The following is a 14,234-nucleotide window of genomic DNA, read 5'->3' on the forward strand; positions in this document are numbered from 1 at the left end:
GTAAATGAATAATAAATGATAGAAATAGAAAAAAAATTGAAAAAATTATTAATAATGTTGAAACAATATTGTAAAGATGAAATAACAATAAAATATTTAAAAGAAAATTTTTTGTATGGTGATAATGAAAAAATAAAGATAATAAAAATAGGATTAGAAAAAGCATATCATAACAAGGATTATCATGAAGTAGATTTGTTTGTAATGTCGATATTTTGCTTTGAATTATATTCTAAAGAATTTATTGATATATTATGTAAACTTTCAAAAGAAGAATGGCATTATAAACACGAAGATATTGCAAATATATTTCAGTATATAGGATCACCTAATACAGTAGATTGTGTTTATGAATTAGCAATTTCAAATTTTGAAAAGTATCGTTGGGATGATAATTTTGCTTTGGTAGGAAAATGTTGTTATGCGTTAGGAAAAATTGGAACACTCAAAGCTAAAAGAAAATTAGAATTATTATTGAAAAGTGATGAAGAAATAGTAAGAAATTATGTATCAGACGTGTTTGAAATATATGATTTTTCATAGAGTAGATAGTGTCCATAATTTTATACGAAAGTGTCCATAATTTTGTGTAAACTCTCTCACAAACTCTATAAATCAGGATGACACCCCATCATCCTGTTTTTTAATTCTTCGGGAACATAAATTTTTTTATATAAATTCCTAAAATTATACATGGACACTCCCTTTTTTTATTTATCTTTCCAAAAATTTTGAAATTAAATCTTTAACTTTTTCATTAAATTCTTTACTTAAAAAATAGTCTTTTACTTCTTTCTGAATACTGGAAAGTCTAGTTGCAGATTCCATAATTTTAGTAACAGGATTTTCTTTTCCTGAACTGAATTTCTTTATATTTTTTTCTTCTAATTTAAATTGCTTTTCAAATTCAAAATATTGTTTTTTTAAAGTCAGTTCTTCTTCAAAATTTAACAATTCTTCAAAGTTAATTACTGGATAAAACTTATTTTTATACATTCCATAAAGATAAGATTTCTGATTAAATTTCTTAGATTTTAGATTACTTTTTTCTTCCATAGTTATTCTCCTTTTTTTATATTTATTTATAAAATTTCTATTTAATTTTGTAAAAAATAATATTTTTTAGCTCTCTGCAAGAGCGAGTGAACCAACAAATGATATTGCCGATTTTTCGGTAATGTCATTTTTGGTGTAACGAGCTACAACTTACTTTGTAAGTTGTAGAAAGATTAATTCAAATTTGACTAATCTATATTAAATATAATATAATAAAAAGGAATAGGAAATTTTCCATATGTAGTTTCAAATATATACGAAGATAATTCAACAAAAACTACAATAGTTGAAGATCAGGGTATGTATATTAATAATGGCTGGAATGAAACCGATGAAACAGCATTATATATTTCTGAGTGTAATTCTGATAGTGAAATTAGAGTTTATTATGGTTATGAAGAACTTTTTTCTTATTTTTTAATTTACTATTTTGAAAATATCGTTGATTATGCTAACTTAATAAGTTTTGTTGAACAAGAATTGCATAATTATATAGAATATATGGAAAAATTTAAAAATTTTAGAATAAATGTTGATTTAGAAGATTTATTTAAAAGAGATAAATTAAGAAATTTCTTATTAAAATATAACGAGAAAGAAAATAAATATAATTTGGAGTTTATTAATTATTATACAAAATATATAAATTATTGGGATATTAATATAAAAAAGAAATTTTTTTCTTGTCTTCTTGGAAAAGATAGGTTAAAAGAATTTATGCTTAACAAAAAGAGAGTTTTTAGAATAAATGTAGTTGATTATTTTCAAATTGAAGAAAAAGAAAAATATTCTGAAATATATAGAATAGAAATAGAAAATGATATTAAAATAGAATATTATTCAAAAGATTTAGAATATGAAAGTTTTGGAAATGTTGGTTTTTTATACAAAGAGAAAAATTTTGATATTGAAAATAAAAGTTTAAAAGGGAAGGAATTAAATTTTGAACGATATAGAGATAATAGGGATGAAATGAATGTAGAAAGAATTTCAAAAGAAGATTTTTTAAAAGAACTTGAAATTATTGTTAATGCTTATGAAGATATTTATAATGATAATGAAGTTCAAAAAATGTTTGAAAACTTTAAAGAAAATTTTTAGACGAAAATATATTTTTACGACAGGTAGCTTAACACAAGAAAGTTTCTAACAAGATATATCACAGTACAGCCTTCATAAATGGAAAATCTAATGAGGAATTGATTCAGTCAATGATGGATAATGTAGCTGATGATGTAAATAAATTCAATGTATCAGCATTGTCATTGAGTGACGAAGATAAATTCGGTAAGGGTAGCAATAATTACACAAAATATGGTGCAATAGAGCATTTAGGCGGAGAAGTAACTGCAAATTCTACTTCAGGAATAAAGGAGAAAAATGTTAAAAACAGGAAGGATTCAGAGTTCAGAAGGAGGGATAACATATGTAATCAATTCATCCAATCCTGAAGCTTTTAAGGCCGCAAAAAAAAGTTCAATCTTTGTTGAATTTGATATAGATAAAAATATTATTAAACCAGGAGGAAAGGAGAATTGGGGGATAATTCATGGACCAGGTTCTCCAGTTGATAGGCTTAACATAAAAAAAGGATTAGAGGGAATTAAAGAGATGCCAAAAGTTTATAATATTGAAATAAAGGGAGAAAAATAAAATGTCAGAAATTATAAATTTAAAAAATAAAATTGACGATATATTGAAAAAGAAAATAAAAGAATTTCAATTAAAAAATATAGCAATAGATATCGTTAAAAATAATAAAAATGAATATTATTTAATTTTAGAAAAAGAAAAATATTTAGCTTCACTAATAATTGCAGAACCTATTTTTGCACCTTATAAAAATATTTGCTTTGAAGTTTATAGAGTGAGTGATGAAAAGATAATTCTATTTTATTATGATAATGAAAATACCACTTTGCAGCAAAACGTAGAGCAAATAGATAAGATGTTAGACAAATTTATTGAAATAAATTAAAAAATATGTAATGAAAAAGGAGAAAAACGGAAAAATTATCAACAAAAGAATACAATGAACTGTATAAAAAGTACTTTTTAAAGAAGAAGGAAAACAAATAACTAGAACATTAGGTGATGGAAAAGGACTGGAAATATTTAATAAAAATATAAAAGAGATCAATTTTAGAAAGGAAATAATAAAAAATGGAAAAAAATAATCTTGAAAAATTGGAAAATTTGATGTCGAAAAAATATAAAAAACAAATAAGTTTTCAACAATTACAAAAGGAATTTTTAAAAAATGATGATGAAAGAATAGAGTATATAAAAACAGAGTTGGAGAAAGCATATAATGAAAAAAATGGAAAAAGTATAAACACTTTGATTTTAGCAATATATATGTTTGAATTACATAGTGAAAAATTTGTTGATATTTTATGCAAATTAACAAAAGAAGAATGGCATGGAAAACACGAAGACATAGTGTTTTATCTCCAGCAACTAGAATTACCTTCTACAATAGACTGTATATACGAACTAGCAATTTCAAATTTTGAAAAATATCAATGGGATGATAATTTTGCATTAGTGAGAAAATGCTGTTTTGCTTTGGGAGACATAAACACTCCTAAGGCGAAAGAAAAATTGGAATTATTATTACAAAGTGATGAAGAAATGATAAGAAAACATGCAATGGAGCAATTAAACAGATGTGATTTCACAAATAAAGATGTAGAATGAAAAGATTAATTATGAAAAAAGAAGAAGAAAGAAATATTTATGCTGTATTTGATGATAAAACAATAAGAGTTTATCAGGCATATAACAATGAAATAGCAGACAAGGCTTTAAAATTAGGAAAGTTTGGAAGTAAATTCAGCCTTACAAGAATGACATGGATAAAGCCATCATTCTTATGGATGATGAACTGAAAAACTTTTAGAATAAAGGATGAATTATAATGGAAGGTTTTCGGAAAAAAGAAGAAAACAATATAGAAATACAAAATATTGGAATTTTAAACAATGGAAAAATAGAAAAAAGTAAACTATTTTTATTAGAAATTGTTAATACAACGAAACCACAGTGAAAGTTTAAAATGAAATTTACCAAAATAATAAAGAAATATACTTAATCCAAATAAAATATTTCAAATTAAGAAAGGGATGTAAAATGAGAATAATAAAAAGAGATAAAAATGAAGAGGAAATAGCAGAAATTTTTGGTATTTATTGGGATGAAGAAAGAAATCAAACACTTTTTTTGGGGATGACAGATAAATATAGTGGAGTATATGTTTATTCAGAAAGTGAAGTTGAGATTATTGACCCAAATATAAATTTTAGAACAATTTATCTTTCTGGGCATCTTCCAGGGATATTTCATTGGGCATTAATAGAAAAAGATTTATTAGATGAGGTTATTGACGGTAATTTAGAATTAAGAAAAAAATTTTTGGACATATTACGTTCAGAGAATGTAATAGATTGGTAATTTTTATCCTAAATTGCAATATTAAATGCAAAATTTTTTTAATTTTCTCAAATTTAATTTCATGTAAAAATCTTTCAAAGGGTGTTGCATATCTGAGAGCAGATAGAAATGTTGGAAATGTGACAGCTCCAATAGACTTTGATAATCATATAATAAGCGGAGAAATAAACAGATATGGAGATCCAGTAGGAGGACACAGCACTCTAACTCCAACCGTTAGAATTATCAATGATTTGGGAGTTACATCAAATGGAGTTCGTAAAAATAATATTGAGATATTTAATTCAAGAACTAATCAATGGCTTCCGAAGAGATATATAAATACTATGTTTCCAGAATGGTGGACAGGGAATAGAATAAAAGTTGAAAATGATACGGCGTATAAATTAAGAACTCAGCATCCTACAAATCAATCAAAATGGGAAGGAATTACGCCATCAGGAATTAAAGTAGAAGGATTCGAATATCCGAGAACAACAGTATTTCCTAAAAAAAATCAATAAGAAAGGATATTAAAATGAAGTTTAAATTTAAATTTGTGTCTGTAGGAAATAATAATCTTATTAAAACGAGAGCTGATTGTATTAGTTTAAATAATTCAATACAGGAAAAAAATGTAGCAAGTTATTTAGCAGATATTGAAGAAGATATATTAAATGGAAAAATTGATTATAAACATAATATAAAAATGTTGAGAAGTGATGTATATGATGTAAAAACTGGAACTGAAGGATGGGCAGGATATATAGTAGCGAACAACATGTATCTTTCATTTATTTTTTCTCCAGAAGATAGATATTCGCAGGCGGAAATTTCAAGGAAATCAATGTCAGTACTATTAAAAAAATGGACTAAATTTTTAGAAAGAGAACCAGAATTAAATTATGAAGAGATAGTTGAATTGCTTGATAATGAAAATCCTACTGTGTATTCAGAAGCATATTTTGGTACATATGAAACTTTTCTGGAAAAATTTGAGGAGGGGCAACAATATGAGGAAGATTTACTATATACTGCTTTTTGCAATTATGAACCTAAAGAAAAATATAAAATAGTTAAATTTTTATTAGAAAAGGGAGCTTCAGTCAAAAAGAAGAAAGGGGAGGGAATAAACCTGTTTTTCCCATTGTTTAGTAATATATCCTTGGATAATAGAAAAACAGATTTAGAAATTACATTGGATTTGTGCAAAATATTACTAGAAAGAGGAGAAAGTTTATCGTCAATAGATATGAATACAGGAGAATCTTCACTAAATTGTCTTTTTTCAACATACGGGATATTATATCCTGATAAAAAAATGGCACCATTATACAATATAGTATTCTCAGAACCCAATTTAAAAATTTTATTTAAAGATAAAAATGGGAATACTTCACTTGATATAGCCAGAAAAAATAGAAGAAAAACAGGTGTGAAATATATGGAAGAATACATTGAAAAATATCATTTAACAAAGGAATAAAATATATTACAGAAAAACAGACGGGGAGAACTATCTTGTCCCGAGATACAATGAAAGTCCAGTTTTTTCTTTCAACTTTATACATTCCAAATAATTAACACAAAATATTTTGATTATATCAAATTTGCCCATATAACCCCTATAAGCTAAAATTTTCATTTAAGGAATAATTTTTATACTAAAAATGAATTTTTTGAGCTGTATAGATGTTATATGAGCTTTTTAAATGATATTTTTTATGGTTAGATAAAATATTTTTAAAATTCATAGTAAAAGAACAGTAAAACTAAAATTTTTAATTTTTTTCTTTAAAATAGATAAAATTTAAACAAGACAAAATCATTTTTTTTTGTTATAATTAATATAAATCACAAAAAGAAAGCGAGAACGAGAAAAATATGAAAAAAATCATAGGAATTAATCCTGTAACGGAAGTTTTAAAATCCGATAAAAATATTGAAAAACTTGAAATTTATAAAAAAGTCAAGAAAGAAACTATAAAAAATATTTTAAATTTAGCAAGTAAAAAAAATATAAAAGTTTTTTATAACGACAAAAGAATTGAAAATTCACAAGGTGTTGTCGCAATAATCTCAGATTTTGACTACTATGTTGATCTAAACGCATTTTTGGAAAAAGTTTTGAGAAAAGAAAAATCAAAAGTAGTAATTTTAGATCAAGTTCAAGATCCAAGAAATTTTGGTGCAATAATCAGAAGTGCTGAATGTTTTGGAGTTGACGGAATAATCATTCAAGACAGAAACAGCGTAAAAGTGACAGAAACAGTTGTAAAATCATCAACAGGTGCTATAGAACATGTGGATATTGTAAAAGTGACAAATATTTCAGATACAATTGACAAATTAAAAAAATATGGATACACAGTTTATGGTGCAGAAGCTGATGGTGAATGTTACTACTATGAAGAAAAGTATCCAAACAAAGTTTGTCTTGTGCTTGGAAGCGAAGGAAATGGAATGAGAAAAAAAGTCAGAGAGCACTGTGATAAAATTGTAAAAATTCATTTAAACGGAAAAATTAATTCTTTAAATGTTTCCGTTGCAGGTGGAATTTTACTTTCTGAAATAGCTAAATAAAAAATTATAAAAAATAAGGGAGAAAAAATGAAAGTTGGAATCGAAACATTTATAACATTTGGAGTTTATTTATTATTTTTAATAGGAATAGGTGTATATTTTTATACAAAAACAGACACCCACGAAGACTATGTGTTAGGTGGAAGAGGTGTTGGATACTGGGTTACAGCGATGTCAGCACAAGCCAGTGATATGAGCGGATGGTTGCTTTTAGGATTGCCTGGAGCTGTTTATTTGTCTGGATTAAAGCAAATATGGGTCATTGTGGGTCTTATCATTGGAACATATTTGAACTGGAAATTCGTTGCGCCAAAACTTAGAACTCAGACTGAAGAGCATGATGCACTAACAATTCCCACATTTTTATCAAGAAAATCGGATGACAAAAAAGGATATGTCAAAACTTTTTCTGCTATTGTAATATTATTTTTCTTTACAATTTATTCAGCCTCAGGTCTTGTTTCAAACGGGAAATTATTTGAATCACTACTTGGAATTGATTACAAATGGGGAGTTTTAATAGGTGGTGGAACTATTATTATTTATACATTTTTAGGTGGTTACTTAGCTGGAGTTTGGACTGATTTTTTTCAAGGAATTCTTATGTTTTTTGCAATAATTGTCGTACCTGTCGTTGCATATTTCGTGGTTGGCGGGAACAAAGGAATTGAAACTGCCATGGTTCAAAAACATATTTCTTTAAATCTTTTAAGATATCCTGAAGCACTTAGTTTACCTGTCATTATTTCAGGACTTGGATGGGGACTTGGATATTTTGGACAGCCGCACATAATTGTAAAATTTATGAGTATTAAAGATGTAAACGAACTTTGGAAAGCACGGCTTATTGCAATGGTGTGGGTCATCATTTCCCTTGTCGGTTCAATTGCAGTTGGACTTACAGGAATGGCACTTTACCCTAATATAAAAACAATTTCAGGTGATGCTGAAAAAATCTTTATTTACATGATTGGTGGACTTTTCAATCCTTGGGTTGCAGGAATTTTATACGCTGCAATTTTATCAGCCATAATGTCAACAATTTCTGCACAATTATTGGTTGCTTCAAATACTTTGACAGAAGATTTTTATAAATACATTGTAAAGAGAGAAAAAAGCCACAAAGAGCTTATTTGGGTTGGAAGAATATGTATAATTTTAATTTTTATCGTTGCAACAATTTTGGCAATGAATCCAAATTCACAAGTTTTATCACTAGTTTCATATGCTTGGGCAGGTTTTGGAGCTGTATTTTCTCCTGTTATTTTATTCATTTTATACAAGAAAAATTTACATTGGAAAAATATATTAATTTCAATGCTTATCGCAACTGTCACAGTTATTTTCTGGAATCAAAGCGGACTTGGAAAAACAGTCTACGAAATCGTTCCTGGATTTATAATAAATTCTTTAACTTTGTATATTTTGGAAAAATTCAGTAAAAAAAATTCTTCAAATTAACTATAAAAATTTTAAATTTGTTAAATAATATTTTATTTAAATAAATTTAAAAATAAAACAATAACAATAAATAAAAGAAACAAAAAATTATCTTAAAATTTCAGAAATATTTTTATTCCTGTCATTTTAAGATAATTTTTTTTATAATTTTTTATTTACAATTTCCATTATTTCGTCATTAATTTCTTCAATAGATTTTAACTTTCCATTATTTACGCAAGAAATTATTTCCCAGCTATATTTTAGTGCAAGGCTTTTTGCCGTTTCATATGATTTTCTCAAATACTCTTTATCTTTTTCATGAATATCCTTTTTAATTTCTCCAGTTATTTTATTCTCCCGATTTTTCATAAGTTCATCACTAATTTCAAAAGGAATATCCAAAAAAAACACAATATCAGGTTTAGGCAAACCAATTTTATTCCATTCTAAATCGACTAACCATTTCAAATATTTTTCTTTTTCAATTTCATTATCTATTTTTGGAACTTGATGAATCATATTTGAAATTGTATATCTATCACTTATGACTATTCCTCCACCGTTATAAAAATTTTCCCACTCCATTTTATAAGAAGCAAATCTATCGACTGAATAAAGAACTGAAGCCGCATAAGCATTCACACTTTGAGCTTTTTTTCCAAATTCACCTGCAAGATACATTTTTACTGGTTCCGAAGCTTTACTGTCATAATTTGGAAAAGATATTTTTTTTATTTTTTCTTTTCCTTTTAAGTTACATAATTTTTTATATAACAATTCTGTCTGCGTCTGTTTTCCACTTCCATCCGTTCCTTCAATAATTATTAATTTTCCCATCTTTCTTTAATTCCTTTTTTATAATTTTTTTATTATACTTTTTTATATTATAACATATTTAAAAAATTTTTTCTAAAATTTAAAAATAAAAAAAAGAGACAGTTCTAAAGAATTATTTTTAGAACTAACCTCTAATTTATTAATTATTCAAACTATATGGTCCTTGTTTCAAGCTATTTGTCGCATTTTTTGGATTTGTCAATAAAGATTTATAGCTAAAAAATATACTTCCTTTGACTTCTGGATAATTTCTGTTAAAATTAATTTGATTTACCAATTCTTTTGCATTTTTCCATTCATTTACTTTATAGGCAGCTTGTCCTATGTATAAATCAGTATTTGTTTCAGCTGCATATTTACTCCACCATTTTACTAAAGTATTGTATTCAGCAACTTTAAATCCTTGATTCCAGTAAATTTGTGGTGCAACATAGTCAATCCAATGATTATTCATCCAAAGTAAAATATCTGCATATAAATCATCATAATTTTGAACTCCAGCCTTCGTTGCAGAACCTCTTACAGGATCTGTTGAATCATTTCTCCAAACGCCAAAAGGACTTATTCCAAATTCTACATTAGGATTTTCTTTTTTTATTTCTTTGTGCAATTTTTCAATCAGAGTATTTACATTATTTCTTCTCCAATCTCCAATATTCGAGAATTTTTTCCCATATTTTTGATATTGTTCAAAATCTGGATATTCTTCATTTTTTACTTTATATGGATAAAAATAATCATCCATATGAACTCCATCAACATCATAATTTTTTACAACTTCAACAATACTATTTACAACATAATTATTAACTTCTGGGATTCCAGGGTTTAAGTAAACTTTTCCACCATATGTCACAGTCCATTCAGGTTTTTTCTTACCGATACTTTCACTTGATAACTTTTCTCTTCCACCAGTTGCAGTAAGTCTGTAAGGATTAAACCAAGCGTGAAATTCTATTCCTCTTTTATGAGCTTCTTCCACCATAAATTTTAATGGATCATATCCAGGATTTACTCCTTGAGTTCCAGTTAAATAACGAGACCAAGGTGCGTATTTCGATGGATAAAAGGCATCAGATTCTGGTTTAATTTGCACAAACACGGCATTCATATTCCAACTTTTTACATTGTTAAGAATTGAAATAAACTCCGCTTTTTGTTTTTCTACACTAAGACCTGGTTTTGACGGCCAATCTATATTACTTACACTTGCAACCCACACACCTCTCAACTCTTTAGGTTTTGCTATTTTTGCATTATCTATTTTTGTTGCATTCTTATTTCCACCAACTACTAAATTAGCGGCATTTAGCGATGTCACTGTCAAAATCGAAATTGCTAATAATGACAATTTTTTTACTACTGATTTCACTAAAAAACTCCTTTCTGAATATATTTTTCACTATAATTTTAATATATTTATTCAATTTTTGCAACTTTTTTTTGGATTTTTTGCAAAATTATAATATATTAAAATCAATTAACACTGGTAAGTGATCAGAAAGTTTTGTTTGTATAACTTTAAAGTCATTTATTTTTATTTCTTTTGAGCAAAGTATAAAATCAAGTTCTTTTTTAGGCTTCCAACTGGGAAAAGTCGGTTGCGAATTTATATTCGAATTTTTTAATCCTGACGCTTTTAAAAACATTGCAAGTTCATCATATCCCCAAAAAGCATTAAAATCTCCAGCGACAATCACAGGTTTTTTTGTACTTTTTACCAAATCATAGAGCTGAACTATCTGTTTTTGCCGAGTTTTTCCTCCTAGCGCCAAATGTACTAAAAATACTACAACTTTTTCAGTTTCCGCTTCAATTATAAGTTTTTTCATTCCATTATCTAAGTAATGAAATTTTTTCCTAATTATTTCACCTTTTGAAAGCAGTGCATTTCCCTGTTTACGGACCATTGGAAATTTCATATATTTTGAATTTTCTTTATATTTATACTGAAAGACATCATTACTTCTTGTAATTCGTGCAAGCACAGTAGCTTGATTTTTACTTTTCATTCTAAAAGAACCCAAATCAACTTCTACAAGTCCCACTATATCAGGTTTATATTTATTTATGAGACTTCCAATTTTGTGAATATGCCAGTTTGAGCGGCCTAAATATCCTCTAATATGTTTAAATGGCTGATTTAAATACTTTCCTGTCCCATACCGTATATTATACAAAAGAAACTTCATTTTCATCACTTCTTTCCACTAATTTTTATTTTTTAACTATTCCAACTCCATCTCCAAACGGCAACAAAACAAAATTATATTCATCATTTAATTTTTTAATAAATTCGTTTAATCTTCTTACAATCGTTTTATATCTTTTTGGAACTTCTTCTTTAGATTTTGCCACAAGCCCACGAAATACAATATTATCAATAAAAATTATTCCATCCTCGCAAAGCAGTTCATAGCACATCTCAAAAAATTTCAAATACTGACCTTTGGCCGCATCTATGAATATAAAATCATATTTTATATTTTTATCCAATTTTGGTATTTCTTCAAGTGCATCTCCCATAATCAAATTATTTTTCTCAAAAAGTCCCATTTTTTTAAAATTTTCGACTGCTTTTTCATAACGAATTTCGTCAATTTCTATTGTAGTCAAAAATCCATCATTTTTATTTGCAATCTGTGCCAAAAAAATTCCTGAATACCCAGTTGCAGTTCCAATTTCCAAAATTTTTTTTGACTTTTTATTTTTTGCAGCAAATATCATAAAATTAAGTACATCATCTGTAATTATAGGTACTTTTTTCTCCAAACTTTCTTCTTTTATTTCTTTTATAATCTCATATTTTTTTGATTTTTTATTTTTTTCACAAAATAAATCTTGTGTATACTTTGATAATTCATTAAAATTTTCTATCATATTTTTCCTTTTTTATTTTTATAGCATTTCTCCCATTTTAAAAATTGGAAGCATAACTGAAAATATTATTCCACCAATTAATATTCCAATAAAAATTATCGAAAATGGCTCAAACATTTTTAAAAACCATTTAATCTTTTCATTTACTCTTTCATAATATATTTCATTCAAATTAAAAAATGAAATTTCCATTTTTCCAGTTCTCTCACCTATCGTTAAAAAACTTCTGTATTCCGCATCAAAAAAAGTTGTATTTTTAAATGATTTTTGTATACTTTCCCCCTTTTCAATTTTTGAAATAATTTTTTTCAATTCTTTATTTAAAACATTACTTTTAGAATTTGAACACATTTCTAAAGATTTCACAAACGATATATTTGTATCAGTCAAAGAATACATATTTCTTGTAAAATTTAAAACACAAATATCTTTATACATCTTTCCAATTATTTTTAACTTTAAAAAAAATTTTTCAAAATCTTCTTCATTTTTCTTTTTAAAATAAAAAAACAAAAAATATATAAAAATCATCGCACCAAAAAAAAGAATCCAATATTTATCAAAAACTTTACTTATATTTATAACAGTTTTAGTAATTTTTGGCAAATCCTGTCCAATATCCGAATAAATTGAAACAAATTTTGGAACAACAAATTTTAGTAATACTGCAACTATTATAATTGCTGTAATAATCACTGTAACTGGATAAATACTAAGTCCTATAATATCTTTTTTTATTTTTTGATTAAATTCATATTTTTGATACAGATTTTTAAAAACCAATTCCAAATTTCCAGTTTGTTCTCCAATTTTTATCATTTCTAAAAATTCTCTTTCTTGGGTAATTTTATAAAATGCTTTATTTAAAGGTACTCCCTGCTCTATTTGAATTTTAGTTTTTAAAATTTTATTTTTCATTTCGTTTTTATAATTTTGAGAAACAATCGTAAGTGTATCAATTAAGCTAATTTTACCGTTTAACAAATAATATACACTTTTTGTAAATGTCAAAAGTTCCTTTTCAGTTATTTTCCCCACAATAACCTTCCCCCTTTTAAAAAAACTTTTTTATATTTTACTTATATTTTTTTATTTTTGTTCTAACGCAATTTTTCCTAATGCAATTGATCCAACAAATCCAGCTTCATCTCCTAATCCTGGATAAACAATATAATTTTCAATGTCTTCTAAAATTTCTTTCTTTTGCACATATTCATTTAAAGTTTCTTGAACATACTTTCTAATTTTTGGGAACAATTGTTTTTGTTTCATAACTCCACCACCCATAATAATTTTTTGTGGTGATAAAATTAAAATATAATTTACTAACGCTTGTGCCAAATAATATGCTTCCATATCCCAAACTTCATCAACTTCTGCTAACTCAAATCCTTTTTTACCCCATCTATCTTCAATTGCTGGTCCTGCTGCCATTCCTTCCAAGCAGTCTTTATGAAATGGACATCTTCCTTCAAATTTATCATCTTTATGTCTTTTTAGTGAAATATGTCCCATTTCAGGATGAGTCAATCCTTGAACCATTTTACCATCAACGACAGCTCCCGCTCCAATTCCAGTTCCAACTGTTATATACAACACATTTTTTAATCCTTCTCCTGCTCCCCACCAAGATTCAGCAAGTGCTGCTCCATTTACATCCGTATCAAATTCCATGGGAACATTAAATTTTTCCTTTAATTCTCCAATCATATTAAAATCGCTCCAATAAGGTTTTGGAGTTTTTGTTATATATCCATAAGTTTCAGAACCTTTTACAGGGTCAATTGGACCAAAACTTCCAACTCCCATCACATCAAATTCTTTATCTGAAAAATATTCTATAACTTTTCCCATTGTTTCTTCAGGAGTTGTTGTAGGAATACTAATTCTTTCAATCACTTTCCCATCTTCGGTTCCAAGTCCACAGATAAATTTTGTTCCTCCAGCTTCTATTGCTGCAATAATTGCCATAACTTTCACTTCCTTTTCTTTCTTTTTATAAA

Annotated in this window: 19 protein-coding genes and 1 pseudogene; 13 read left to right on the forward strand and 7 right to left on the reverse strand. The window is 26.7% G+C overall.

Annotation, left to right across the window (positions count from 1 at the left end):
• The first annotated feature begins 15 nt into the window (after positions 1-15).
• Positions 16-543, forward strand: a complete 528-nt coding sequence (locus tag J5A73_RS06970; protein ID WP_249069197.1) for a HEAT repeat domain-containing protein — start codon at positions 16-18, stop codon at positions 541-543.
• Between the two features lie 171 nt (positions 544-714).
• Here J5A73_RS06970 and J5A73_RS06975 read toward each other — a convergent pair whose 3' ends face one another.
• The gene (locus J5A73_RS06975; RefSeq protein ID WP_211614344.1) at positions 715-1,056 is read right to left on the reverse strand and encodes a hypothetical protein; all 342 of its coding nucleotides are present in this window, start codon (positions 1,054-1,056) and stop codon (positions 715-717) included.
• A gap of 300 nt (positions 1,057-1,356) precedes the next feature.
• Between J5A73_RS06975 and J5A73_RS06980 the strand changes: the two genes are divergently transcribed.
• From J5A73_RS06980 to putP, 12 genes and pseudogenes are all read left to right on the forward strand, one after another.
• Positions 1,357-2,157: a hypothetical protein gene (locus tag J5A73_RS06980; RefSeq protein WP_249069198.1), complete on the forward strand. Its 801-nt coding sequence runs from the start codon at positions 1,357-1,359 to the stop codon at positions 2,155-2,157.
• A 110-nt stretch (positions 2,158-2,267) separates the two neighbouring features.
• The gene (locus J5A73_RS06985; protein WP_211614345.1) at positions 2,268-2,507 is read left to right on the forward strand and encodes a hypothetical protein; all 240 of its coding nucleotides are present in this window, start codon (positions 2,268-2,270) and stop codon (positions 2,505-2,507) included.
• The gene (locus J5A73_RS06990; protein WP_211614347.1) at positions 2,437-2,709 is read left to right on the forward strand and encodes a hypothetical protein; all 273 of its coding nucleotides are present in this window, start codon (positions 2,437-2,439) and stop codon (positions 2,707-2,709) included. The genes J5A73_RS06985 and J5A73_RS06990 overlap by 71 nt, the downstream gene beginning before the upstream one ends.
• A 1-nt stretch (position 2,710) precedes the next feature.
• The gene (locus tag J5A73_RS06995) at positions 2,711-3,034 is read left to right on the forward strand and encodes a hypothetical protein (protein ID WP_211614349.1); all 324 of its coding nucleotides are present in this window, start codon (positions 2,711-2,713) and stop codon (positions 3,032-3,034) included.
• A 185-nt stretch (positions 3,035-3,219) separates the two neighbouring features.
• The gene (locus tag J5A73_RS07000) at positions 3,220-3,756 is read left to right on the forward strand and encodes a HEAT repeat domain-containing protein (protein WP_211614356.1); all 537 of its coding nucleotides are present in this window, start codon (positions 3,220-3,222) and stop codon (positions 3,754-3,756) included.
• Positions 3,753-3,941: pseudogene (locus tag J5A73_RS07005) on the forward strand (DUF4291 family protein); the annotation flags it as partial. The gene J5A73_RS07000 and the pseudogene J5A73_RS07005, both read left to right, overlap by 4 nt.
• A 35-nt stretch (positions 3,942-3,976) precedes the next feature.
• Positions 3,977-4,105 carry a hypothetical protein gene (locus J5A73_RS10685; protein WP_256438634.1) on the forward strand — a complete coding sequence of 43 codons (129 nt, stop codon included), beginning with the start codon at positions 3,977-3,979 and terminating at the stop codon, positions 4,103-4,105.
• 83 nt (positions 4,106-4,188) lie between these two features.
• Entirely contained in the window at positions 4,189-4,509 is a 321-nt protein-coding gene (locus J5A73_RS07010) for a hypothetical protein (RefSeq protein ID WP_211614358.1), read from the forward strand.
• 119 nt (positions 4,510-4,628) lie between these two features.
• Positions 4,629-5,012, forward strand: coding sequence for an EndoU domain-containing protein (locus J5A73_RS07015; protein ID WP_211614359.1), 384 nt, complete (start codon positions 4,629-4,631; stop codon positions 5,010-5,012).
• A 14-nt stretch (positions 5,013-5,026) separates the two neighbouring features.
• Positions 5,027-5,974 (forward strand): DUF5376 family protein, encoded by a 948-nt coding sequence (locus tag J5A73_RS07020; RefSeq protein ID WP_211614361.1) that lies wholly within the window; start codon positions 5,027-5,029, stop codon positions 5,972-5,974.
• Positions 5,975-6,372: 398 nt separating this feature from the next.
• Positions 6,373-7,071, forward strand: coding sequence for a 23S rRNA (guanosine(2251)-2'-O)-methyltransferase RlmB (rlmB, locus tag J5A73_RS07025; RefSeq protein ID WP_211614363.1), 699 nt, complete (start codon positions 6,373-6,375; stop codon positions 7,069-7,071).
• A 27-nt stretch (positions 7,072-7,098) separates the two neighbouring features.
• Complete coding sequence (putP, locus tag J5A73_RS07030; RefSeq protein WP_211614365.1) at positions 7,099-8,532, forward strand: sodium/proline symporter PutP; 1,434 nt, start codon at positions 7,099-7,101, stop codon at positions 8,530-8,532.
• A 141-nt stretch (positions 8,533-8,673) separates the two neighbouring features.
• On the opposite strand, the gene J5A73_RS07035 is transcribed toward putP, so the two are convergent.
• The 6 genes from J5A73_RS07035 to J5A73_RS07060 form a co-directional block, all read right to left on the reverse strand.
• Positions 8,674-9,351, reverse strand: a complete 678-nt coding sequence (locus tag J5A73_RS07035; protein WP_211614367.1) for a thymidylate kinase — start codon at positions 9,349-9,351, stop codon at positions 8,674-8,676.
• Between the two features lie 139 nt (positions 9,352-9,490).
• Entirely contained in the window at positions 9,491-10,723 is a 1,233-nt protein-coding gene (locus J5A73_RS07040; protein ID WP_211614368.1) for a glycoside hydrolase family 10 protein, read from the reverse strand.
• An 88-nt stretch (positions 10,724-10,811) separates the two neighbouring features.
• Complete coding sequence (locus tag J5A73_RS07045) at positions 10,812-11,549, reverse strand: endonuclease/exonuclease/phosphatase family protein (protein WP_249069199.1); 738 nt, start codon at positions 11,547-11,549, stop codon at positions 10,812-10,814.
• A 19-nt stretch (positions 11,550-11,568) separates the two neighbouring features.
• Entirely contained in the window at positions 11,569-12,231 is a 663-nt protein-coding gene (locus J5A73_RS07050; RefSeq protein ID WP_211614370.1) for an O-methyltransferase, read from the reverse strand.
• A gap of 18 nt (positions 12,232-12,249) precedes the next feature.
• The gene (locus tag J5A73_RS07055; RefSeq protein ID WP_249069200.1) at positions 12,250-13,269 is read right to left on the reverse strand and encodes a type II secretion system F family protein; all 1,020 of its coding nucleotides are present in this window, start codon (positions 13,267-13,269) and stop codon (positions 12,250-12,252) included.
• Between the two features lie 51 nt (positions 13,270-13,320).
• Positions 13,321-14,202, reverse strand: a complete 882-nt coding sequence (locus J5A73_RS07060; RefSeq protein WP_305798704.1) for an ROK family protein — start codon at positions 14,200-14,202, stop codon at positions 13,321-13,323.
• Between the last annotated feature and the right edge of the window lie 32 nt (positions 14,203-14,234).

Origin of the sequence: Leptotrichia sp. oral taxon 218 (assembly GCF_018128225.1) — a bacterium.
Lineage (GTDB): Bacteria > Fusobacteriota > Fusobacteriia > Fusobacteriales > Leptotrichiaceae > Leptotrichia.

What these genes read in the sequence shown, in the direction of transcription:
- J5A73_RS07020 (WP_211614361.1), top strand. Translation starts at nt 5,027, where the DNA reads ATGAAGTTTAAATTTAAATTTGTGTCTGTAGGAAATAATAATCTTATT.
- J5A73_RS06985 (WP_211614345.1), top strand. Translation starts at nt 2,268, where the DNA reads ATGATGGATAATGTAGCTGATGATGTAAATAAATTCAATGTATCAGCA.
- J5A73_RS06970 (WP_249069197.1), top strand. Translation starts at nt 16, where the DNA reads ATGATAGAAATAGAAAAAAAATTGAAAAAATTATTAATAATGTTGAAA.
- J5A73_RS07050 (WP_211614370.1), bottom strand. Translation starts at nt 12,231, where the DNA reads ATGATAGAAAATTTTAATGAATTATCAAAGTATACACAAGATTTATTT.
- J5A73_RS06975 (WP_211614344.1), bottom strand. Translation starts at nt 1,056, where the DNA reads ATGGAAGAAAAAAGTAATCTAAAATCTAAGAAATTTAATCAGAAATCT.
- J5A73_RS07060 (WP_305798704.1), bottom strand. Translation starts at nt 14,202, where the DNA reads ATGGCAATTATTGCAGCAATAGAAGCTGGAGGAACAAAATTTATCTGT.
- J5A73_RS07045 (WP_249069199.1), bottom strand. Translation starts at nt 11,549, where the DNA reads ATGAAAATGAAGTTTCTTTTGTATAATATACGGTATGGGACAGGAAAG.
- J5A73_RS10685 (WP_256438634.1), top strand. Translation starts at nt 3,977, where the DNA reads ATGGAAGGTTTTCGGAAAAAAGAAGAAAACAATATAGAAATACAAAAT.
- J5A73_RS07010 (WP_211614358.1), top strand. Translation starts at nt 4,189, where the DNA reads ATGAGAATAATAAAAAGAGATAAAAATGAAGAGGAAATAGCAGAAATT.
- rlmB (WP_211614363.1), top strand. Translation starts at nt 6,373, where the DNA reads ATGAAAAAAATCATAGGAATTAATCCTGTAACGGAAGTTTTAAAATCC.
- J5A73_RS07000 (WP_211614356.1), top strand. Translation starts at nt 3,220, where the DNA reads ATGGAAAAAAATAATCTTGAAAAATTGGAAAATTTGATGTCGAAAAAA.
- J5A73_RS07035 (WP_211614367.1), bottom strand. Translation starts at nt 9,351, where the DNA reads ATGGGAAAATTAATAATTATTGAAGGAACGGATGGAAGTGGAAAACAG.
- J5A73_RS06980 (WP_249069198.1), top strand. Translation starts at nt 1,357, where the DNA reads ATGTATATTAATAATGGCTGGAATGAAACCGATGAAACAGCATTATAT.
- J5A73_RS06995 (WP_211614349.1), top strand. Translation starts at nt 2,711, where the DNA reads ATGTCAGAAATTATAAATTTAAAAAATAAAATTGACGATATATTGAAA.
- J5A73_RS06990 (WP_211614347.1), top strand. Translation starts at nt 2,437, where the DNA reads ATGTTAAAAACAGGAAGGATTCAGAGTTCAGAAGGAGGGATAACATAT.
- putP (WP_211614365.1), top strand. Translation starts at nt 7,099, where the DNA reads ATGAAAGTTGGAATCGAAACATTTATAACATTTGGAGTTTATTTATTA.